This is a genomic window from Sphingobacterium wenxiniae (genome assembly GCF_900116225.1).
Lineage (GTDB): Bacteria > Bacteroidota > Bacteroidia > Sphingobacteriales > Sphingobacteriaceae > Sphingobacterium > Sphingobacterium wenxiniae.
Map to the genome: position 1 here is coordinate 244202 of NZ_FOZZ01000004.1, position 22467 is coordinate 266668.

The 22467-nt window shown below is 41.1% G+C and carries 23 protein-coding genes; 17 read left to right on the plus strand and 6 right to left on the minus strand.

What is annotated here, in order from left to right; genetic code table 11:
• Window positions 1-365: 365 nt before the first annotated feature.
• The 8 genes from BM375_RS07635 to BM375_RS07670 all read left to right on the plus strand — a co-directional run bounded on the left by BM375_RS07635 (window position 366) and on the right by BM375_RS07670 (window position 9107).
• Window positions 366-3659, plus strand: coding sequence for a S41 family peptidase (locus BM375_RS07635; protein ID WP_093365025.1), 3294 nt, complete (start codon window positions 366-368; stop codon window positions 3657-3659).
• Window positions 3660-3727: 68 nt separating this feature from the next.
• Window positions 3728-4657: a CPBP family intramembrane glutamic endopeptidase gene (locus BM375_RS07640; RefSeq protein WP_093364933.1), complete on the plus strand. Its 930-nt coding sequence runs from the start codon at window positions 3728-3730 to the stop codon at window positions 4655-4657.
• On the plus strand, window positions 4638-4859 hold the full coding sequence (locus BM375_RS07645) for a putative signal transducing protein (protein WP_093364934.1): 222 nt from the start codon (window positions 4638-4640) through the stop codon (window positions 4857-4859). Before BM375_RS07640 ends, BM375_RS07645 begins: the two co-directional genes overlap by 20 nt.
• On the plus strand, window positions 4849-5646 hold the full coding sequence (locus tag BM375_RS07650; RefSeq protein WP_093364936.1) for a phosphatidate cytidylyltransferase: 798 nt from the start codon (window positions 4849-4851) through the stop codon (window positions 5644-5646). Before BM375_RS07645 ends, BM375_RS07650 begins: the two co-directional genes overlap by 11 nt.
• 105 nt (window positions 5647-5751) lie before the next feature.
• A complete protein-coding gene (locus BM375_RS07655; protein WP_093364937.1) occupies window positions 5752-6414 on the plus strand; it encodes a DUF2461 domain-containing protein in 663 nt (220 codons plus the stop codon).
• Between the two features lie 10 nt (window positions 6415-6424).
• Window positions 6425-7039 carry a futalosine hydrolase gene (mqnB, locus tag BM375_RS07660; protein WP_093364939.1) on the plus strand — a complete coding sequence of 205 codons (615 nt, stop codon included), beginning with the start codon at window positions 6425-6427 and terminating at the stop codon, window positions 7037-7039.
• A gap of 137 nt (window positions 7040-7176) precedes the next feature.
• Window positions 7177-8163, plus strand: a complete 987-nt coding sequence (locus BM375_RS07665; protein ID WP_093364940.1) for a pyruvate dehydrogenase complex E1 component subunit beta — start codon at window positions 7177-7179, stop codon at window positions 8161-8163.
• A gap of 185 nt (window positions 8164-8348) precedes the next feature.
• Window positions 8349-9107 carry a DUF6263 family protein gene (locus BM375_RS07670; RefSeq protein WP_139227525.1) on the plus strand — a complete coding sequence of 253 codons (759 nt, stop codon included), beginning with the start codon at window positions 8349-8351 and terminating at the stop codon, window positions 9105-9107.
• A 77-nt stretch (window positions 9108-9184) separates the two neighbouring features.
• On the opposite strand, the gene gcvH is transcribed toward BM375_RS07670, so the two are convergent.
• Window positions 9185-9565, minus strand: coding sequence for a glycine cleavage system protein GcvH (gene gcvH / locus BM375_RS07675; RefSeq protein ID WP_093364944.1), 381 nt, complete (start codon window positions 9563-9565; stop codon window positions 9185-9187).
• 69 nt (window positions 9566-9634) lie between these two features.
• On the opposite strand from gcvH, the gene BM375_RS07680 reads away from it, so the two are divergent.
• From BM375_RS07680 to BM375_RS07720, 9 genes are all read left to right on the plus strand, one after another.
• The gene (locus BM375_RS07680) at window positions 9635-10828 is read left to right on the plus strand and encodes an anhydro-N-acetylmuramic acid kinase (protein WP_093364946.1); all 1194 of its coding nucleotides are present in this window, start codon (window positions 9635-9637) and stop codon (window positions 10826-10828) included.
• 30 nt (window positions 10829-10858) lie between these two features.
• On the plus strand, window positions 10859-11272 hold the full coding sequence (locus BM375_RS07685; RefSeq protein ID WP_093364947.1) for a 6-pyruvoyl trahydropterin synthase family protein: 414 nt from the start codon (window positions 10859-10861) through the stop codon (window positions 11270-11272).
• An 18-nt stretch (window positions 11273-11290) separates the two neighbouring features.
• The gene (folE, locus tag BM375_RS07690) at window positions 11291-11923 is read left to right on the plus strand and encodes a GTP cyclohydrolase I FolE (RefSeq protein ID WP_093364948.1); all 633 of its coding nucleotides are present in this window, start codon (window positions 11291-11293) and stop codon (window positions 11921-11923) included.
• 131 nt (window positions 11924-12054) lie between these two features.
• A complete protein-coding gene (locus BM375_RS07695) occupies window positions 12055-12690 on the plus strand; it encodes an O-methyltransferase (protein ID WP_093364949.1) in 636 nt (211 codons plus the stop codon).
• 22 nt (window positions 12691-12712) lie between these two features.
• Entirely contained in the window at window positions 12713-13435 is a 723-nt protein-coding gene (locus BM375_RS07700; protein ID WP_093364950.1) for a glucosaminidase domain-containing protein, read from the plus strand.
• Window positions 13436-13441: 6 nt separating this feature from the next.
• The gene (locus BM375_RS07705) at window positions 13442-14281 is read left to right on the plus strand and encodes a glucosaminidase domain-containing protein (RefSeq protein ID WP_093364951.1); all 840 of its coding nucleotides are present in this window, start codon (window positions 13442-13444) and stop codon (window positions 14279-14281) included.
• A 67-nt stretch (window positions 14282-14348) separates the two neighbouring features.
• Window positions 14349-15107, plus strand: coding sequence for a hypothetical protein (locus BM375_RS07710; RefSeq protein WP_139227527.1), 759 nt, complete (start codon window positions 14349-14351; stop codon window positions 15105-15107).
• An 8-nt stretch (window positions 15108-15115) separates the two neighbouring features.
• Window positions 15116-16150 carry a DUF3078 domain-containing protein gene (locus BM375_RS07715; protein WP_093364953.1) on the plus strand — a complete coding sequence of 345 codons (1035 nt, stop codon included), beginning with the start codon at window positions 15116-15118 and terminating at the stop codon, window positions 16148-16150.
• Between the two features lie 6 nt (window positions 16151-16156).
• A complete protein-coding gene (locus tag BM375_RS07720; RefSeq protein ID WP_244525849.1) occupies window positions 16157-17059 on the plus strand; it encodes an N-acetylmuramoyl-L-alanine amidase in 903 nt (300 codons plus the stop codon).
• Window positions 17060-17066: 7 nt separating this feature from the next.
• Here the strand turns inward: BM375_RS07720 and BM375_RS07725 are convergent, their stop codons facing one another.
• The 5 genes from BM375_RS07725 to BM375_RS07745 form a co-directional block, all read right to left on the minus strand.
• Entirely contained in the window at window positions 17067-18764 is a 1698-nt protein-coding gene (locus tag BM375_RS07725; protein ID WP_093365027.1) for a sodium:solute symporter family protein, read from the minus strand.
• Between the two features lie 105 nt (window positions 18765-18869).
• Window positions 18870-19067, minus strand: coding sequence for a hypothetical protein (locus tag BM375_RS07730; protein WP_093364955.1), 198 nt, complete (start codon window positions 19065-19067; stop codon window positions 18870-18872).
• Window positions 19068-19081: 14 nt separating this feature from the next.
• On the minus strand, window positions 19082-21523 hold the full coding sequence (locus BM375_RS07735; RefSeq protein WP_093364956.1) for a PIG-L family deacetylase: 2442 nt from the start codon (window positions 21521-21523) through the stop codon (window positions 19082-19084).
• A gap of 328 nt (window positions 21524-21851) precedes the next feature.
• Window positions 21852-22109 (minus strand): DUF6952 family protein, encoded by a 258-nt coding sequence (locus tag BM375_RS07740; protein ID WP_093364957.1) that lies wholly within the window; start codon window positions 22107-22109, stop codon window positions 21852-21854.
• Window positions 22090-22404, minus strand: coding sequence for a thioredoxin family protein (locus tag BM375_RS07745; protein WP_093364958.1), 315 nt, complete (start codon window positions 22402-22404; stop codon window positions 22090-22092). Before BM375_RS07745 ends, BM375_RS07740 begins: the two co-directional genes overlap by 20 nt.
• Window positions 22405-22467: the final 63 nt, after the last annotated feature.

Genomic DNA, 22467 nt, shown 5'->3' on the forward strand with positions numbered 1-22467 from the left:
AAAGCTTTTATTGTTCTTACGTTAGGGTTACATTTTGCTAAAAAAACAGGTGTTACTTGCTAAAATAGCCTGCCGAAACCACTAACTCTCTGTAAATTCCGCTGCAAATCTAAATAAGTGTTTTTAAATAAAAAACTGATTTTCAGCTTATTGTATTTTATACACAACGCTATATCATTGATAAATAAGAGGTTAACTTGAATTTATTTTTTTAGCTTTTTTGAATTCCTAAGATTCTCTTCGTAATGCGAAACTCTGGGAGTATTACTGTATATATCTTGTTTATTTTTTGCAACATATCTGATAGATTTCCTAAAATGCAGATATTTCCTATATTTTTGATAATAAATCATATTGTGATATCTATGCATACTTCATTTTCAAATATTTTAAAGGCACTTGCCTTTTCAGGCGTGCTGTTGTCCACCGCTTTGGCTCAACAGGAAACTCTTTTGCTGCGCAACCCCAGTATTAGTGATAAACATGTATCTTTCGTTTATGGAGGAGATATATGGATAGCAGACAAAGATGGATCTAATGCACGCCGATTGACGGTAAATCCGGGTGTGGAGCAAAATCCAATTTTTTCTCCCGATGGTAAGAACATTGCTTTTACAGGGAATTATGATGGTAATACGGATGTATACATTATTCCAATCGAAGGAGGAGCACCGCAACGGGTCACTTACCATCCCTCGGCAGATGTGGTCAGGGGCTGGTTGAATAATAATGAAGTTTATTTTACGACAACGAGGGAGTTTACGTATTCTTTGGGTTCGAGGTTATACAAAACATCTAAAAATGGAACTTTAGCAGAGCCTTTGCTCATGCCTGAGGCTTATCAAGGTAGCCCTTCTGCTGATGGGCGTTATTGGGCATATATCAAGAACACAGATCCCACAGAACGCGATCGGGTAGCATTTAAACGCTATAGAGGAGGGGGGATGCCTTCTATTTGGATTTTTGATACCCAAACCAAGGAGATTGAAATCATCCCGGGAGAGCTAAGCAACGATGTAAAGCCTGTATGGTTAGGTGATAAAGTATATTTCTTGTCGGATAGAGATAAGATTGTCAACATCTTCAGCTATGATACAAAAACGAAGAATATTGAAAAACTAACAAACTTTAAAGACTATGATGTTCGAACACTGAGCGGTCGAGGAAATGAGTTGGTGTTTGAATATCAGGGTAAGGTGAACATCCTGCATACGGAAAGCAAAAAAGTTACACCATTATCTATAGCTGTACATGCAGATGCGGTCTATAAACGCCCACATTATGCTGATGTTACACCGTCTACGATTCGTTCTTTTTCAATTTCTCCAACGGGGCAACGTGCTCTTTTCGAAAGTCGGGGTGAAATTATTACTGTTCCTAAAGAAAAAGGAGATGCACGCAATATATCTTCTTCTCCAGATTCGCATGAGCGTTTTCCTGCTTGGTCGCCTAACGGAAAATGGATTTCTTATATTTCGGACAAAAATGGGAAATATGAGTTGGTACTACGTGATCAATTTGCAAAAGAAGACCCTGTGTATATCTCTTTAGGGCAAACGGCTTTTTACTTTCAGCCAACGTGGTCGCCCGATAGCAAAAAGTTATTCTATAATGATGCTCACCTGAATCTATATTATGTGGATATCGAGTCTAAAAAAGTGACGTTGGTTGATGATGATAAGCTAAGTTCAACTACAGGGCGCACTTCAAACCATTTTCAACCTTCCTGGTCTTATGATTCTAATTGGATTGCCTATGTTAAAAGCTTGAATAATGGTGTGCGCACGCTGTTTATGTATAATTTGCAAACAAATCAGAAAACGCAGATTACGGATGGTATGAGTGCGGTGACGCAACCGACCTTCAGTAGAGACGGGAAGTATCTGTTCTTTGCTGCCAGTACGAATACCGGCTTGACCAATTCCGGCCTTCACATGACGGCTTATGAAAAGAATGTCAATTATAGCGTGTATGCTTTTATCCTGTCTAAAGACACGCCTTCCATATTTAAAAATGAAAGTGATGAGGAGAAAATCGTAGAGGATAAAGAGGGTAAGAAAGAGGAGACTGAAGATAAGAAGGACGGGGATGACAAATCTAAATCTTCTGAAGAACCAAAAGGCAAGGATAAAAAAGCACCTACAACCAAAGTGGACCTGGAGGACATCAATAACAGAATCGTAGCATTGCCATTGTCACCGGGTTATTATAGACTGAATGGGGCAACGGAAAATATGTTGACCTATATGCGCGGGCGTTCTATCGGGGTCTATGATTTGAATAAATTGGAGGACAAAACCCTTGTGGATCAGGCGAATGGTTTTGACTTGAGTGCTGACGGAAAGAAGATGATCTATATGAGCGGTCGTGATTTCTTTATTGTTAGCGCAGGCCAGAAGCCAGCAGCAGGCACAGGAAAGATTGCTTTGACAAATATAAAGCAAATGGTGGATCCGGCGGCGGAGTGGAATCAAGTGTTCAATGAGGTCTGGGCCATGCAGAAAGAATTTTTCTATGTGGAGAATATGCACGGTGTAGATTGGAATGCTATGAAGACCAAATACGCGAAATTCTTACCTTATGTGAATCACCGCTCGGACTTAGGCTACCTGTTAAACGAAATGATGGGTGAAATGGTTGTGGGACATAATTATATCTATCCGGGGGATGAGCCTTCTTCCCCATCTGTCAATACAGGTACGCTGGCGGCAGATTTTGTGGTGGATCAAAAGGGCTATAAGTTGACCAAGATATATACCCGCCTGGATTGGAACCCTTCGTTTAAAGCACCTTTGGCAGAGCCGGGATTAAATATTAAAGAAGGCGAGTATATTGTGGCTATAAATGGTATACCGGTCAATTCCGATAGGAATATCTATCAAGCGTTGGAAAACACCGTAGATAAACAAGTTTCGGTTAAAGTAAGTGCAACTGGCAGTTTGTCTGATGCGCGTGATCTTATTGTGCGTCCGATTTCATTTATGGATGAGGTGTCTTTACGCCGTACGGATTGGGTGGAAAATAACCGTAAGCGAACCGATGAGCTGAGCAAAGGGCAGATTGCATACGTCTATATGCCAAATACGGGGCAGGAAGGATATACTTCTTTCAACCGATATTATTTCTCCCAAATGGATAAGAAAGCGCTATTGCTCGATGAACGTAATAACGGAGGCGGCTCTGTTGCGGATTATGTTATTGACTTGCTTTCCAGAGAACTGATTTCGGGATGGAAAATCCGTGACGGAAAAAGTTTCACGACTCCGGGGAATGGGATATATGGACCAAAGGCCATGATTATCAATGAAAATGCCGGATCCGGAGGGGATATGATGCCGTATATGTTCCGTTTCAAAGGTTTAGGAAAATTGGTTGGCCGTACGACAATGGGTATTTTGGTGGGTATTTCCGGCTATCCTCCTTTGTTGGATGGCGGACGGATTACCTCGCCTAATTTTGGAATCTTTGATTTAAATAGTAATTACATCATCGAGAATGAGGGGGTTGCACCGGATATATTTGTTGAGCAAACACCGAAAGAACTTTTGGAAGGAAGGGATCCTCAACTGGAAAGAACCATACAGCTTCTATTGGAGGAGATGAAAACCTATCCATATAAAGAATTGAAAGATCCGAAAGACCCTGTTCGGGTTAAATAGTGAGTTGACAGCGGCCGCATTTTTGCAAAAATGCGGCCGCTGTTATTTTTATTTTATAGTTTTATCCAATGAACGATACATTAGGTAAACCCCATAACAGCCCTTGGAAGGATTTATTGACCTTATTGCTCGTAACCTTTGGTCTGAGTTTGGCGCTCCAGTTGCCTTTAGTGCTGATTGGTTTGTTTTTGTCGGGCGACATAAATGGGTTATCGGAGGATACGGGCTCTCTTTATGCTATACACCCTTATTTTACCTATCTGGTATTTATGGGAGGAACTTTGGGTACCTTTTTGCTCCCGGCCTATTACTATTATAGAAAGAGCAATCAACCTGGGGTTCTACCCAGCCAAGGCTTGAATCGGGTATGGACCTATGTTTTATCTGTATTATTTCTTTTGGCTTTTGTTCCGCTAATGTCGCTGGTTTCGGACTGGAACTTGCAGATGACTTTGCCCGAATCGTTTAGGGGCATAGAACAATGGATGCGTGTGCAAGAGGACCAGATGACGGACATTATGTCGCAGATTATTATGGTTGATCGTGTGGATCTTCTCTTGATGAATGTGTTGGCAATAGCGGTCTTGCCTGCGATTGGGGAAGAGTTTTTCTTTCGGGGAGCTTTGCAGCATATTTTTAAGCGGATTTTCGGTAATACACATATTACCATTTGGGTGGTTGCTATTATTTTCAGCGCTATTCACATGCAGTTTTATGGTTTTTTTCCTCGGATGTTATTGGGGGTGTTCTTTGGTTATATGCTGTTATGGACAGGTAATATTTGGGTTCCGATATTTGCACATTTTGTGAACAATGCATCTGTCGTAATTATGGCATTTTATTATGCGAGGCAAGGAAAGACATACGAGGAGTTGTCGGCAAGCGAGAGTTTTCCAATAATTGTGTATCTTGGCAGTATAATTCTAAGTATTGGCCTGGCATATCTGTCCTATCAATACAGCACTAAAAACAAGATATATGGAAAAAGAATGGGTTAAGATACAGTCCTATACGGATGCTCTTCGAGGAGAAATCATTAAGCAGATGCTTGAAGAGAACGGTATTCCTGTCGTTTTGATGAATAAACAAGATTCTTCGTTTAAGTTCGGTAAGATTGACCTGATGGTGAACGCTGACGATGCGGAGGAAGCACGCAGATTAATAGCGGAAAACGAATCCGGCGAAACTGATGAAAATTAGAGCGATTACGGGTTTTTTCTTTATTGCGGTGCTGATTGCCGTACTACTGGGCGGAGCATTGATATTTGTTCCTTTTTTTGCTTTGGTGGCAGCCTTGTGTGCTTTTGAGTTTTACAAAATGGTAGCAACCGAGACGGTTCGTCCCTTACGTTGGATAGGAACAATAGCCGCTTTTGCGGTGGCTGCTGCGGTAGGCTGTGTACAACTTGGGCACTTGAAGGCGGAGCAATTGCTTTGGGCTCTTCCGTTTATCTTTGTGGTGTATATCTCGGCTCTTTTCCGAAAAACGCCAAACCCCATCCAGGACATCAGCTTTACCCTAACCGGATTTATTTATGCGGCAGTTCCATTTCTGTTTTTTATAGCGTTGGGTTTTGTGCAGGGCGATTATAATGCCTATATTCCATTGGGTTTTCTAATATTGTTATGGACCAATGATACAGGTGCATATTTGGCTGGACGTAGCTTTGGGCGCACCAAGTTGTTCGAGCGGATATCACCAAATAAAACTTGGGAAGGCTTTATTGGTGGTGTTGTGCTGGCGGTAATTGTTGCTTTGAATCTACAGCAGTATTTTGGGTCGCTGGAACGATGGGAATGGGTCGTTGTAGCGTTGATTATCGGTGTTTTCGGAACATTAGGTGATTTGGTAGAATCGATGTTCAAAAGAAATCTGGGCGTTAAGGATTCCGGTAATATTTTGCCAGGGCATGGCGGTTTCTTAGATCGTTTTGATGGTTTGTTGGTTGCCGCACCTTTGGTGTATCTGTTTTTGAAGTTGGTGTAACGAATCCGTTGTGCATTGTGAAAAAATCCAGATTCCTCTCCCGCCTCAGGTCGGGATCGGAATGACAAAGAGATGAAATTGTCAATCAAATTGATTAATAAAAAAATGAAAATAGAAAAACAGACGATAGACTTTTTAAGGCAATTGCAAAAGAACAATAATCGCGAATGGTTCCAGGAAAATAAAGAAAGTTATGACGCCGCAATCACCAATGTAAAGGAGTTTATTACGGAATTGATAGCGGAATTCGCTGTTTTTGATCCGCATATCAACACCGACATACAGGCATCAAAGTGCCTTTTCCGTATCTATCGGGACATTCGTTTTTCTAAAGATAAAACACCCTATAAGAACTGGTTTGCAGCAGGAATATCCATTGATGGACGCAAACTGGATGGTCCAGAATATTATCTGCATATTGAACCTGAGAAAAGTTTTTTGGCAGCAGGTTACTGGAGGCCGAACAAAAATCATCTGGAAGCTATCCGACAGGAAATAGATTACAGCACTCCGGAACTTTTGAAAGCATTAGATGCCGGCGGTTGGAAGGTGGAAGACTTGTCGAGAGAAGACAAGCTTAAACGTGCTCCAGCTGGCTACGCTGAAGATGACCCCAATATTGAATTGCTCAAATTGAAGAGCTTTATTCTTTATCAGCAATTTACTGATGAAGAAATAACGGATGGTCAAGGGTTACAGAATCTGGTGAAAACAGCCGAGCGTATTTATCCATTTAAGCGTTTTATACACCAGGCTCTGGAACAATAAACATAACCTAATGAATATTCTTGTTGTCGCTGCTACAGAGTCTGAAATTTTGCCTTCTTTATCTTTTTTGGAATCAAAAAAAGCAGATGTGTTGATTACGGGTGTTGGTATGGTGGCTACAACCTATGCCTTGACCAAAAAACTGAAAACATCTTCGTATGATCTAATTATCAATGTTGGCATTGGCGGAGTTTTGAATAAAGAATCCCAATTGGGAGAGGTTTATCGTGTTGTTGAAGATACTATTTATCGCTTTGGGGCGGAAGATGGACAAGCGTTCCTGTCTATGGATAATTTAGGGTTTGGGAAGTCAACTTTTGTAGAGCAATTTCCTCAGCCATGGGATACTATAGCTTTGCCAACGATCAAAGGTCTTACGGTGAATACTGTTCATGGCAATGCTGAAAGCATTGAGCAGCTTCGTCTTTCCTACCCTTCGAATGTAATGGAATCCATGGAAGGTGCTGCGGTATTTTATGTGGCAAATATGGAGAAGATACCTGTGATGCAATTGCGTGCGTCATCCAATTATATTGAACCTCGAAACCGAGCCGCCTGGCAAATTGGTTTGGCTGTTGCAAACCTCAATGATTGTTTACAGAAAGTAATCGTGTCCCTGAGGTAAATCTCTTAACGATTGGGAGATACTTCCTACGAAATAATGACATAAATCGCTATTTTTTGCAGGTGGGGCATTACGAAATATAAATAAATAATAGTAGTTTTGCGATATTCTTTATTTAAGACACAATTTTACAACTGATGAGAGAAATACAATTCAGAGAAGCGCTTCGGGAAGCCTTGAACGAAGAGATGCGTAAAGATGATAAAATATTTTTGATGGGCGAAGAAGTCGCTGAGTACAATGGTGCTTACAAAGTGAGCCAGGGTATGTTGGACGAGTTCGGCGCTAAACGTGTTATAGATACGCCTATTGCAGAACTTGGTTTTGCAGGTATTGCAGTGGGTGCTGCGATGAACGGACTAAGACCTATCGTGGAATTTATGACGTTCAACTTCTCTTTAGTAGCGATTGACCAGGTAATTAATGCTGCGGCAAAACTTCGCCAGATGAGTGGTGGTCAATTCTCTTGTCCGATTGTTTTCCGTGGCCCAACCGGGAATGCGGGTCAGTTGGCAGCGCAACACTCTCAAAACTTTGAAAACTGGTATGCAAATACGCCAGGATTGAAAGTTGTTGTTCCTTCTAACCCTTATGATGCAAAAGGATTATTGAAATCTGCTATCATCGATCCAGATCCGGTAATTTTCATGGAGTCTGAGGTTATGTATGGAGATAAAGGACAGGTTCCAGAAGAAGAGTATTACCTGCCAATCGGTAAAGCAAATACAATTCAGGAAGGTACTGATGTAACCGTGGTTTCTTTTGGTAAAATGGTTCCACGTGTGGTTATTCCTGCGGTTGAAGAATTGACAAAAGAAGGTATCAGTGTAGAATTAATCGATTTGCGTTCCGTACGTCCAATTGATTTTGATGCGATTCTTGAATCTGTGAAGAAAACCAACAGATTGGTGGTTGTTGAAGAGGCTTGGCCTTTGGCTTCCATCTCTTCTGAAATCGCTTTCCGTGTACAGAAAGATGCATTTGACTATTTGGATGCACCAGTTATTCGCGTAACTTCAGCAGACGTACCGCTTGGCTATGCACCTACTTTGGTAGAAGCAGCCTTACCAAGTGTAGCTAAAGTTGTAAAAGCTGTTAAGGAAGTTTCTTACATCACGAAGTAATATTAGCACTTGATATAAAAACATGTCTTCGTCATCGCGATAAACGAAGCCTGCATACCGCAGGCAGGCAATCGGATGACATGCAAGCATATAAGGAAAGACCTTCAGCAATGAGGGTCTTTTTTTGTGGTGGAGAAGGCTGTTTTAGGAAAAAAATGCTATCTTCACTCACAAAGAAAAGTTATATGAAAAGATATTTTTTAACAGGGATGGCTCTTTGTTTGGGTTTTATCTCATTTGCACAAAAGGCCGTTGACTTTAAGTTGAATCCGGAAATCGGCAAACCGTTGAAGATTAACATGCTGATGAAGACAGATGTAGAAGGTCCTCAGAGTGTCATCATGGATATGAACATGGGTATGGAAATGGTTGCTTCACAGAAAGATGGAGAAAATTTCACCATTGAGAATACGACTAAGACAATCAAGGTAGATATAGATGCAGGAATGATGACAATGTCCTATAATTCTGAAGAGGAAGCTGCTGACGAGATGGCAAAAGCGTTAGGCGAGCAGTTTTCAAAGATTATTGATCAGAAAATCACGATCGTGATGACTGAAAAGGGAAAAACATTGGATGTTAATCTTCCGGAGAGTTTTGCGGGACAAGGGTTTGACAAGTCTTCTTTTGCGAATATTTCTGCCAGTCTTCCAGAAAATGCTGTGTCTCCGGGGGAGTCATGGAGCAGTTCGTATGAAATGACAGACAACCCTTTGATTGCTTTTGTAGAGCAAACGTCCACTTATCGAGAAGAAAGTGCGGAAGGATATGTTATTGATGTAGAAGGAAAGATGAAAGATGGATCTGACAATGAGATTGGTTCTGTAAAAGGACATTACATCTTAGATAAAACGACGCATTTTACAAAGAATGCTGTTTTGACCACTTCTATTGAGGTGCAAGGAACAAAAGTGGTTAGCGACATTACAATGTCCGTAGATTAAGAATTTTAAAAAGTATAAAAAAACGGAGTCAAATTTTTGACTCCGTTTTTTTTATGTACCAAATTTATTTTTGCGTATTACGCATTGATTTCAGCTTTGTATTGATCTGCAGATAATAAAGCATCTACGTCAGTAGGATTGCTCAATTTCACACGAATAATCCAACCCTCTCCATAAGGGTCTGAGTTTACCAATTCAGGAGAACCATCGATAGCCTCATTGACCGCTAATACCGTTGCAGTTACAGGAATGAACAAGTCTGAAACAGTTTTTACAGCTTCTACTGTACCGAATACCTCATTTGCAGCAACTTCTTCGTCAACAGTATTGATATCAACGAAAACAATATCTCCCAATTCGCGCTGTGCGAAATCCGTGATGCCGATAACGGCTTCATCACCTTCTACACGAATCCATTCGTGATCTTTAGTGTATTTTAATTCTGCTGGAAAATTCATAACTTTTTTCTTTGCTCAAAAATAGGATTATCATTCGACATAAGCAATTTTTTCACTTAAATTAGCCCTATGAACCTACAAATCGAGAAACTATACCATATTGCCCGGAAAGAGGAGCGCAATATTATTGGTTTGATGTCTGGAACATCGTTGGATGGCCTGGATATTGCCTGGTGTAAATTAAGGAGAAGTGGTGTGGATACTGAACTGACGTTAGAGCAATTCGTTACTCTACCCTATCCAGAAAGTTTCCGTAAGCAGGTGCGTGAGGTATTTGCTAAGCGAGCCATCGACCAGCAGGTGCTCTGTGGTTTGAATGCCATGATAGGGCGTTTGCACGGAGAGTTGGTTAATCAGGCACTTGCGGACTGGAATGCAACAGCAACTGATATCGATTTGATTGCGAGCCATGGACAAACGGTTTACCATGCTCCTCAGAGGCTTACGAAGGATATAATCTATCCGAATAGCACCTTGCAAATCGGTGATGGCGATCATCTTGCCGTGACTACGGGAATCATCACTATAGCCGATTTTAGGCAGAAACATATCGCTACAGGTGGAGAGGGAGCGCCTTTGGCAGCGTATGGTGATTTTCTGCTTTTTACTGATACTGTTGAAAACCGCTTTTTGCTAAACATTGGCGGCATTTCCAATTTTACATTTTTACCCCGTAAGGACAGCGATCTCAAGGCCTACGCGACCGATTTGGGACCAGGAAATACCATGATGAACCAATTCATGTTCCAGCAATTTGGGTTGGAGATGGATAAGGATGGCGATGTGGCGAGGGAGGGAGTTGTTCACGAAATGTTATTAGAAGCATTATTGGCAGAACCTTTTCTTACCGAAGGCTTTCCGAAGACAACAGGACCTGAGTTGTTCAATTTGAGCTATTTAGAGGCAGCACAACAGAAAACGGGCACGCAATTCTTAAAGACCGAAGATGTGATGGCAACCTTGAATGCTTTTGCGGCCCAAGCGATTGTAGAAGGAATAAAGCGGCAGGCTAAAGGGTTAGACCATGTTGCGGTTTATGTAAGTGGTGGCGGGTTGCATAATCCTGTTTTAATGGATAATATGCGCCAACAACTGCCAAAGATAGAGATAAGCAGTTTTGCAGAATTAGGCCTTAATCCCGATGCGAAAGAAGCGTGTCTTTTTGCTGTATTAGCAAATGAGACTGTCGCGGGCAGTCCGCAACATGTAGAAAATATTCAGGATTCCCCTGCCGTATGCATGGGGAAAGTCTGTTTTTCTTAGATTTTAGAATTTAAGCACTATCTTTGTCTTATGGTTTATATCACAAGGCGCGAGCGTTTTAGCGCAGCCCACAAACTTTTTCGGGAAGACTGGTCGCAGGAACAGAACGAAGCCGTTTTTGGCAATTGTTCCAACCCTAATTGGCATGGTCATAATTACGAGCTCTTTGTGACGGTGAAAGGAAAAATCAATCCCGAGACAGGCTTTGTTATTGATTTAAAACGAATGAAGCAGATTATGCTCATACATGTTATCGATAAATTGGACCATAAAAATATAAATCTCGATGTAGATTTTATGCAGGGTAAAAAGGCTTCTACCGAAGTCATTGCTGTAGAGATTTTTAAGGTGCTGAAAGAGGAGTTCACAAAAGAAAATGTACAGCTACACGCAGTGAAGCTTTATGAAACAGAAAATAATTATGTCGAATATTTCGGCGATTAATCCTATAAATAATACAAAATGAGTAATCTTACAGACTTCGACAGCGAAGAGCAAGACGGTTATATCAAAATTGATCAATACAATACCAAACATGTTGATCGCATAGCGACCTATTATAAAGATATTTTAGAAGCTATTGGCGAAGATCCAAAGCGTGAAGGTTTGATAAAAACGCCAGAGCGCGTAGCCAAGGCCCTGCAATTTCTGACGCATGGGTACGATATTGATGCGGCGCAGGTGTTGCGTAGCGCAATGTTCGAAGAAGATTATAGTCAAATGGTGGTTGTAAAAGATATCGAGGTCTATTCGATGTGTGAGCATCACATGCTTCCCTTCTTTGGGAAAGCCCATATTGCGTATATCCCGAATGGACATATTGTAGGGTTGAGTAAGATTCCGCGCGTGGTGGACGTGTTTGCTCGTAGATTACAGGTACAAGAGCGTTTGACCAATGAGATCCGGGATTGTATTCAAGATACACTGAATCCAGCAGGGGTTGCTGTCGTGATGGAATGTAAGCATATGTGCATGGCAATGCGGGGTGTGCAGAAACAAAATTCGGTGACGACGACTTCTGCTTTTACCGGAGCCTTTCAAAATGATGTTACACGATCGGAATTTTTACGCTTGATTACAGCGTCATTAGATTAATGGTTTTTTTATGAAAAAAGGTCTTCTGAATACTTTCAGGGGGCTTTTTTCGTTTTTAAGCCAGTTGATACAAAAATTAATTTATGTTAAAATTCTTTCTAATATAGGTGTGCTTGACTACTTTTGTCGCTATGCTTGAAAATGAAGAGGTTTTAAATGCCTATTTGGAGAAAACCTGTGACGCTGAAAATGAGCTATTAAAACGGGTTCATCGGGAGACTTATCTAAAGGAAACGATGCCGCATATGCTCTCTGGGCATTTTCAAGGAAGAGTTCTTTCCATGCTTGCAAAACTGGTTCAGCCGAAGCTGATGTTGGAGATCGGAACATTCACCGGCTATGCGACATTATGTTTGGCAGAAGGCCTATCCTCGGACGGTCTGCTTCACACAATTGATGTGAATGAAGAACAACAAGAACGAGTGCAAGGATATTTTGATGCTTCACCGTATGGTGAGCAGATAAAATACCATATTGGACCAGCGGCAGAAATAATTCCTACGATTGAGGGCATTTTTGATCTGGTGTTTATCGATGCGGACAAAAAAAACAACCTTCAGTACTTCGAAATGCTGATTGACCGTGTGCGAAGCGGAGGCATTTTGTTGGTTGATAATGTGCTATGGAAAGGCAAAGTACTATCAGATAATCCAGATAGTCAAACAAAAAGAGTATTAGAACTTAACGATACTTTGGCAAAAGACACAAGAGTTGAAAAACTTATTTTGCCAATTAGAGACGGGCTTTTTGTGTTACGCAAAAAGTAATGGTTGAACTAAATGTAACAACATGCAAAAGACAAGTATTATTTGTAAATACTTAGTAGTATTGCTCATGAGTGTGCTGACAATCCACACAGTAAGCGCACAAAAATTTTCACCAAGCAGCTATATTGCCGAACATAAAGAAGTTGCGCAAGAGCTGATGAAAGAAACGGGGGTGCCAGCCTCTGTTATTTTAGGTGTAGCTTTCCATGAAAGTGCATATGGAAATAGCCGAATAGCCAAACACCTTAACAATCATTTCGGTATTAAAGGAAAAAACAAAAGCAAGGTCATTCGTTCAGCTTATAAAGGCTACCTATCGGTTAAAGAATCTTATCTGGACTTTGTTGGACTTTTAAAAAGAAGAAAAGCCACAGCTCCACTTTTTGAAGATTATTCACATGAAAACTACCAAGCTTGGGTAAAAGGTATTGCTAAATCAGGTTATTCGGAAACCAGGACTTGGTCCGCAAAAGTATTGGCAACGATTGAACGCTATGATTTAGATGCCATCGATGCAGAGGTGTATCGTGAGCTGGAAGAGAATCGATTGGCTGTAAATGAAGTTGTTCAAGAAAAAGAAGACCTGCTGTTACAGCAGATGAGCCTAAACATTCAAGAAGATGTTTTTGACATACTGAATACACAACTGATTATCCGTCAGAATTTGAGTATGGAAGATTTGAAAATAAAAAGCCGGTTGTCGGCAAATGATTTGATTAACAGCGAGCAACGATCTATTCTATAAAATTGTATGTTCATACGCTTTCTTCTCGCACTTATGGTCGGCGTTATCTTTTTGGGGTCTTGTGCATCCAAAAGGGCGGTATTAACTTCCCCTTCACATGGCAACAATGGTTCACGTGAAACAACCGAAGCTAATAGACGAGGAGCTACTTCTACCTCTGGCCATCAATATATCGAACAATATAAAGACATTGCTATCGCCGAAATGAATCAATACGGCATTCCTGCCAGCATTAAGCTGGCACAAGCTATTTTGGAGTCGGGAAATGGCAATAGTTACCTTGCTCGAGAAGCAAACAATCATTTTGGCATAAAATGTGGAGGAGTATGGAGCGGCCCTTCTGTGAATCGACCCGATGATACACATAATGATTGCTTTCGCGTGTACAATAACCCCGAACAGTCATTTAAAGATCATAGTCAGTTTTTGTTGCGCAAGCGCTACGAAAAGCTGTTTACATTGGATAAAAACGATTATCGTGGCTGGGCTAAAGGCTTGAAAGAAGCTGGATATGCCACAAATCCGCGCTATCCAGAGCTACTTATAGACCTTATTGAACGCTATGAATTGTATCAGTATGACCGTGCGGAAGTGTCTTATGCAGCCAAGGAAAAGAGGGAAGAAAAGATAGAGGAGATCATCGAGTATAAAGAAGAAGTGGCACCGAAGGAAGTGCAGGAAGAGATAAAAAGTGCTGTTGCCATGACGATACACGAGGTGAAGGCCTCCGATACCTTGTATTCAATTGGAAGGCGTTACGGTGTGAGCGTTGAACAATTGAAGCAGCTAAACGGATTGTCTACAGATAGTCTTTCTATTGGTCAGTTATTGGTCGTGACCAAGTAAGGATCCGAATTGTATAAAAGTTGTTAAAAATTCGGAAGATAACGTTCTTTAATTTAGTTTTACAGCGGTGAACATCCTTCGGAACATATCTGTATACTTGATATTGCTACTTCCCTTTTCTGTTTTGGGACAAGCCAAGACCGTACAGGGAATTGTTTTTGATAAAGGTACGAAACAACGTATCGGAAAAGTCTTTATCAAAAACGACCAGACGAAAGACAATATCTATAACAATGCGCGCGGAGAGTTTGAAATTCGTTTGCGCGAAGGCGATGCTATCATAGCCACCAAAGAGGGATATTTCCCCGATACTATTGTTTATTCAGAAGAAAAAGTCTTGATGTTCCATATGGAACGTAGTAGCATCTACATTCCTGAGGTGCAAGTGGTTGCACGTAAGTCGCCCGAAGAAATCCTGAAACAACGAAGAGAAGAATTCAACAAAGCCTATAGACTTGCCGATCCGGGCAGCATTTTCAGTGTAGGGCCAACCGGAGCTGGGTTAAGCATTAGTACTATCTATAATTTTTTTAGTCGAGAAGGGAAAAATGCGAAACGTCTTACCCGAATAATTCAGCAGGAATACGAGAATAATGTTATCGACTCCAAGTTTACACGTGAATTGGTGCAGAAAACGACTGGGCTTAAGGGTGAACACCTCGAAAACTTTATGAGTAATTACCGACCAAATTATTATTTTATATTAGCAGCGTCGCCTTATGAGCTTACGGAGTATATAAAAAGCAAGTATGAAATATTTAAATTAAATCCTAACTTGCGTTTTTTACCGAAATTGCCGGAAATAGAATTAGAAGTCAATAATTAGATAATAATATGGTTAAAGAGTTAAAAATACTTGCTGTAATTGTTTCTATGCTGGCGGCACAGGCAGCCGTGGCTCAGGTCGATTTGAAAGAATTGAGAGCAAAGCCGGATACAACCATAGTCGGGGAGTCTAAAACTCCACTAAACAATCTGAACCGCATTCATGTGCCTATTCCCAAATTGGATTTGGAAGTGGACTATTGGAAGCATTGGACGAAGTTTGGTATCAATGCCAATCAAGCTTCATTTAGTGACAACTGGAATGCCGGGGGGGTAAACTCTATTGCTGTGGGTGTACTTGGTTGGCACAAATCTGAATACAATAAGAATAACTTTCAATTTGCTACAGAAATTGATTTAAGGTACGGTAAAATCAAAAATAAAGATCAGTTGGCAAAGAAAAATAATGACCGTATTTTCTGGGATAATAAGGTTGCATACGGTCTTTCAAAGAGTTGGGCTCTTTATTTCTCCTTAACATTTGAATCTCAGTTTGACTTAGGGTATACTTATAGAACAGAAGAAGGAATAGAGCGTATTTATGAATATAATACTGGTTTTATGGGCCCTGGGTATTTTACAGAATCCTTCGGTTTAGAGTATAAGCCTGATAATACTTTTTCTCTTCGTTTGGGTACAGGTACTGCTCGACAAACCCTAGTGTTGAATGACCGAGTAAAACCTTTGACTGTTAGTGAATATGCTATGAGATACCCAGAAAATGATCCGATAACAGCAGATCAAGAGAAGTTTGGTTTAAAACCGGGTGAAGAATTTAGAAATGACCTCGCGTTTCAGTTAACAGCTAACTTGGACAGAAACCTTTCCCAGAATCTGAACCTCAAGGCGAGATATAATATGTTTGCGGATTATCGAGAACTAAGTGATCCAGATCACCGTTTAGATGCTACGCTTACGGCAAAAGTGACCAGTTTAGTGAATGTTTCTCTATCTGGAATTATTGTCTATAATTCGGATGAGTCCAAGAAAGTGCAGTATAGCCAAGCTTTGGCTTTAGGTTTAACCTATTCATTACCACGATAATTTGTTTTGAAGTATAGTCTGTTTTTATTTGGGGTGATGTTGTTGGTTTGGAGTTGTGGAACGCCTAAAAAGACAGTTTTGCAAGCTCCTAAGCCTATTTTGGTTCAGCCGGATACAGTTAAACTGGAAGCAAGCCGAGAGAACTTGATTGATACAAGGCAGGTGCTGGATACGCTTTTCGGCGCTGCCGAAGTCCCTGTCGTGTTAACAACAGAAGATCGTGTCAGGGAGATGATGCGGGAAGGTATCAACAAGAATGCGGACTGGACGGAAGCAATGCATTATGATGTGCGTAAGCCAAATTTCGTTATTATCCACCATACAGCTCAAACAAGTATTAATCAGACTATCCGCACCTTTCAATTGCCCCACACGAAAGTTTCCTCCCATTATGTTATTGGTCGGGACGGGCAGGTCGTGCAGATGCTTAATGATTACCTGCGATCCTGGCATGCTGGACGTTCCAAATGGGGAAGTATTACGGATATGAATTCGGTTTCGTTGGGAATAGAATTGGACAATAATGGTAAAGAACCCTTCTCTGAACTGCAGATACGTTCTTTATTGGTGCTTTTGGATACACTAAAAACAAAGTACAGTATTCCATTTACCAATTTCTTGGGACACGCAGATATTGCACCAACACGAAAAGATGACCCTAGTGCTTTCTTTCCCTGGAAACGTTTGGCCGAGCAGGGTTTTGGCGTATGGTATGACGAGTATAATTTGCAAATGCCACCAGAAAACTTCAATTATGTTGATGCGTTACGGATTATAGGGTATGATGTGAGTAATCTTCGGTCTACGATTATTGCTTTTAAACGGAAGTTTATCGCGACGGATACCAGTGAAACATTGACGGACTACGATAAGAGGGTGCTATATAATCTGTACAAACGGTATTTTTAACGAACGTTTATTCTTTATTAGCCTTTTTTCCTACGGAAAACTGTACAGCATAACCCAAAACGATTACTGCAACACAGCCGACTAGATTTAACCAAAGGTAGGCCAGCCAATCCATATGCCATACGGCAAATACGATAAGTTCAGAAAGAATAGCTGCGATAAATACAGCCCTCCCTCCTATCTTTTTGAAGTAGAAAGCCACGATAAAAATACCTAAAATCGTTCCGTAGAATAGCGACCCTAAAATATTGACGGCTTCCAGCAGGTTTCCCAATTGACTGGCATAAAGCGCCACTAATAGCGTAATAATACCCCAGAACAGGGTAAAGATACGTGAGGCATTCAAATCGCTTCGCTCGGAACCGGTCTTGTGGATAAAACGTTTATAAATGTCAACGACAGTTGTCGAGGATAAAGAGTTTATTGCACTGGCTGTAGCGCCCATGGAGGCTAAAAAGATGACAGCAATCAGCAGGCCGATAAGTCCTTTCGGGAAGGTTGACGTTACGAATGAAAGGAAGATATAATTATTGTCATTGAGCTCTGCATCGGGATTATTCTTCTTAAGCAAGACTTCTACCTCTTTGCGCAAGGCTTTATCTTCCTCGTTCTTGGTTTGTAAAGCCGTTCGGGCTAAATCAATACCAGTTTCATCTTTTTGCTGTAGGGCTGTTGCTAATTCCTGTGATACAATGGATTTCTCTTGACTGATGGCCTCATGGCGTTGCATGATAGCCTTATATTCGTCGTGGTAGATACTTTGTTCTATTTTGCTTACTTCGACATTATTAAAGAATAAAGGAGCCGTGTGGAATTGGTAATAGGCAAAGACCAATACGCCAATAAGCAGGATACAAAACTGCATAGGGACTTTGAGCAACCCATTCATCAGTAAGCCTATTCTCGAATCGCGGACAGAGGAACCTGTTAGGTAACGACCGACCTGACTTTGATCTGTCCCAAAATAGGAAAGTTGCAAGAAAAAACCACCAATGAGTCCGGTCCAGATCGTATATTGGTTATTTAAGTCAAAGTTCCAGTCTATCGCGTTGGTTTTGCCTGATTTCCCGGCGATATGCAAAGCTTCGGAAAAACCTATGTTCTCAGGAAGTAGCTTCACTACCATTACACCTGCGACAAGCAATGCTGTAAAGATGATCCCCATCTGTAATAGCTGTGTATAGGATACGGCTTTTGTCCCTCCCCAAACGGTGTAAAAGATGACTATTAGTCCGATAATGAGGGTTGTATAGGTAACGTCTAAATGGAGGATACTGGATAAAATAATGGAGGGAGCAAAAATGGTGATCCCGGTAGATACACCGCGTTGAATCAGAAAGAGTATCGCGGTCAGGGCACGGGTTTTTACGTCGAAGCGCTTTTCCAGAAACTCGTACGCGGTATAGACTTTTAGTTTATGAAAGATGGGAACGAAAGTTATACATAGCACAATCATTGCCAGCGGTAACCCGAAATAAAACTGCACGAAGCTCATCCCTTGGCTGTAAGCCAAACCGGGAGCAGAAAGGAAAGTAATTGCGCTGGCTTGCGTAGCCATCACAGATAAGCCGACAGTATACCAAGGCAACTCACGATTGCCGACGATATAACCATCTATATTTTTGATTCCTCTGCTTTTGTACATGCCGTAGACGACAATAAGCAGAAGAGTGAGAAAGAGTACTATCCAATCAATAGTACTCATGAATAATATTGTGTAAACCAGTACATAAAGGCAATGCAAAGCAATAGCCACAGACATACCAGCAGGTAAAACTGTTTCCAGCTCTTAATAAAGGGCAGCAGTTTCTTATCTGTCATGCGGTTTAAATGGTAGAGCAAAGCTAATGAAGAGGATAGCGATGACAAGACCGATTACTGCACCACCGATAAAGCCCATAAAAGTACCATGGGTGATGATAGAAACCAATGCGCCAAATACTGTTCCTACTAAAAGGATAATGCCTTTAACATTCAATGTTTCGTTTTTTTCTACTTGATTTTCCATTATGTTTTTATGTTCTATTTTTCTTTTGTTAACAAATTTACAAATAATCTATTAGCTCCGGGAACTCCGGCAGGTAATTGTCGGAAAAAAGATAAGGATGTATAGACAAATTTGCCTTTTCCGATACGGTTGATGAGCAAAGAACCGCGATGCGGAGCTTCATTGGTATCGTGCATAGACAAAGGTGTGCGATAGCTTTTGTCTACATCCTCGGCAAAATATAAGCCCCGCTCCTGCACCCATCCGTCAAAATCTTGTTCTGTGATCTTGTTCGGGTAGTTCAACACAGGGTCGTCCTCGTCGACCAATGTGACTTTCGCATCTTCCTCGGTTACTCTTGCCCGTGTGATTTTGAACGGTTTGGGTGCAAAATTATCTTTTTTCAGACCACTGTTCACATTGTACTGCATGACCACTACTCCACCATTTTCTACATAAGCATAAAGCTCGGGGAGTTTGTAGGCTATTTGTTTGTCTACATTCATAACCCGTACGCCAAGCACAACGGCATCATATTTTTGGAGTGAATTTCTATTGATGCTTTCGGACGTAAGAATATCTACATCGATTCCAATAGCACGAAGAGATTCGGGGACAAGGTCGCCAGCCCCCATAATGTAAGCAACGCGATTTACAGGGTTATTCAATGTTAGTGATTGTAACCTTATCTGTGCGTCTGGAAACCAACTCTGTTTTGGAATATGCTCGTAAGCGATTTCCCGTAAACCCATAAGGCGCTCGTCCTGCATTTGAAGGGTTAAGTTTGTGGCGCCGTTAGTAGCCCCATTATTGGTGATGTTTACGGTTTTTGTTAAATAAGGTTGGTCCGGGCTAAAGTTTAAGGTCAGGTTTGTCGGTTCAATATTCCATCCCTCGGCACCGGCATTTACATGAACGGTATATTGTTTCGCTTGTTGTGCATGGTTTTGGAACGTAATCGAGACCATTTTGCTTTCCTGCGGTTGGATGAGCAACGCCTGTTGGTCGAATGATGCAGTCAAGGCCGGGGTTACCCGAACAAATTCATGCACTTCACCACGCACAGGGTCTACATATTTGAATTGCAAAGGTTCGTTAATACGGATATTTACCCCTCCTATTTCTAACAGGATTTCCGTTGCGGGCAAATCCTTATTAATGGGATAGCCAAAGTCTTCGGAGCGCACATTGAATTTACCTTTGCCGGGTTTCTGTACTAACCAATAAGGCTGTGTAATGTCATCGATAGAGGCTTTGCCCTCAAAAAAGAATGTTTCATTATGTGGCAAAGGCTTATTGATTTCCTGACCGTTAATACGAAGTACATTAACTTTTGTATCGGGATTGCGGAGAATAATTTCGGTTTGATAAGGAATAGGCGCATTTTTTACATAGCTTCCCTGCGCCGTTAAGCTTTCTACCTTGATGCCAGCACAGGCCAAAATAAGTTCCTCTATCTCTTTGGACTTACGGGATTTCCAATAATCATCATCTATTTTCTGGACATCTTTCCATAGCGAAGTGAGTCGCGGAATAGATAAATAAGGCTTTTGTGGGTTAAAATCAGCAATTAGCTGATCGATGCTTTGTGCAATATGGGAACTATTGCTGATGCGGTTCCAGGAAATATCAATGTGATCGAACAGGTCGCTTTCCGCTTTATCTCCATCCACATGCTCGAAAGTTTCCAATAACACACCGTTTGTTCCTGCAGAACCAAAGCCCTGACTTTTATGTTGCGAGCGGCTTAGGGCTGCAATTTCACCATAGGATCTACCCAATAGCGGATTGTAATTGCCAATGTCTAAGCGAAGCTGGTTTTGGCTGTTGCCCTGCATGCGCATAAAGTTGGCGGTGTTCCACAATAAACGTTTTACCTTCCAGGGTTTTACAAGAGTTAGCTGTTCCGGATAGGCGTTGGGATCAGCGGCGGCTTTAAAAGCTTCATGGGCAATGATGGCTGAGGTTTGGTGGTGGCCATGCCCTCCCCGTTCGTCTGGTGGGAAACGAGTGATGATAATGTCCGGCTGTAGGGAACGAATAATCCAGACGGCTTCGCGAAGCACTTCCTCTTTGTTCCAGAAGCGGAACGTTTCATCGTAGGTTTTAGAAAAACCAAAATCGAAGGCTGAAGAGAAGAACTGCTCACCGCCATCCACTTTGCGAGCCTGCAGAAGCTCTTGGGTACGTATTAAGCCAAGCTCGATGCCTTGCTCCGTTCCGATAAGGTTTTGTCCACCATCACCTCGCGTTAAAGACAGGTAGGCTGTACGTACTTTGCGTTCAGAAGCCAGATAGGATATTAATCGGGTGTTTTCATCGTCCGGATGGGCAGCAAAGTAAAGTGCGGATCCAACAACTTGTAGACGTTCCATTTTAGAAAGGATGTCAGCTGCGGTTTGGGGGGTATAGGATTGACAAAAACTTGTACTAACCTTAAAAAATAGAATAAGTATGCAGAGAAATAGTTTCTTCATAATTTCTAAAATAGAAAAAATCAAACATAAAAATAAAAGGAACCAAGTTTTATCTTGATTCCTCTTACCAACAATTAAAAATCTTTTGTCTAAAACTTCCAATTCAAAAGCCCCTATGTTTTGGAAAACGAAGCATTAAATTAAGTCGATAGTTTTAAAATAGTAACCTTTTAGTATTAGTAAAAATAGCATTAAAAGTATTAGGTTGGCGCGATGTGAAAAAAAAACTTTTCCACACCAACTGAGTTTTGAACAAACAAGCAGGGGTGGAAAAGCTATAAAGGGTTTTATTATATGGGTTGGTATCAGGTATGTGGCTTGATAATAACTACTTATCAATCGAACCCAAGACGCGTTTCATGAAATTATTCAATGCATCTTTTTTAGGAGTTCCTTCTTTGATAAGTTTATCCACCTCTACCGCTCCGTACATATTGGAGATCAATTCACCGATAACATCGAGCTCCTCGTCTTTTAAAGAAGAGACTTCTGTCAAAGCTTCCAGCGTTTCGATAGTTTCCAATACGAAGTCTACATCGTTCTGCTCGATAAACTCGATCAGGTGCTTAATTACTGGTAACTTCATTTAATAGTTCGATTAATCCGTCGATTTTGTTTGTTTGTACTTGGTTCACCAGTTTACCGCCTTTGAAAGCAGCAAAAGTTGGCAAGTTATTTACGTTTGCTAATTTTCTGGATTCAGGAAATTTTTCCGCATCCACGATTACAAAGCCTACGTTTTCATTCTCAGAAGCCAATTTTTTGAATTTTGGTTTCATGATTCGGCAGTTTCCGCACCAAGAAGCGGAAAATTGTACCAATACAGTATCATTGCTGCTTACTACTTCTTGTAGATTGTCAGCTTCTAATTCTTGTAACATAATAATTTTGTTTAACGTTTTTAGTTCAAAGTTGTAGGTCTAAAGTTTAAGGTTCTATATAGA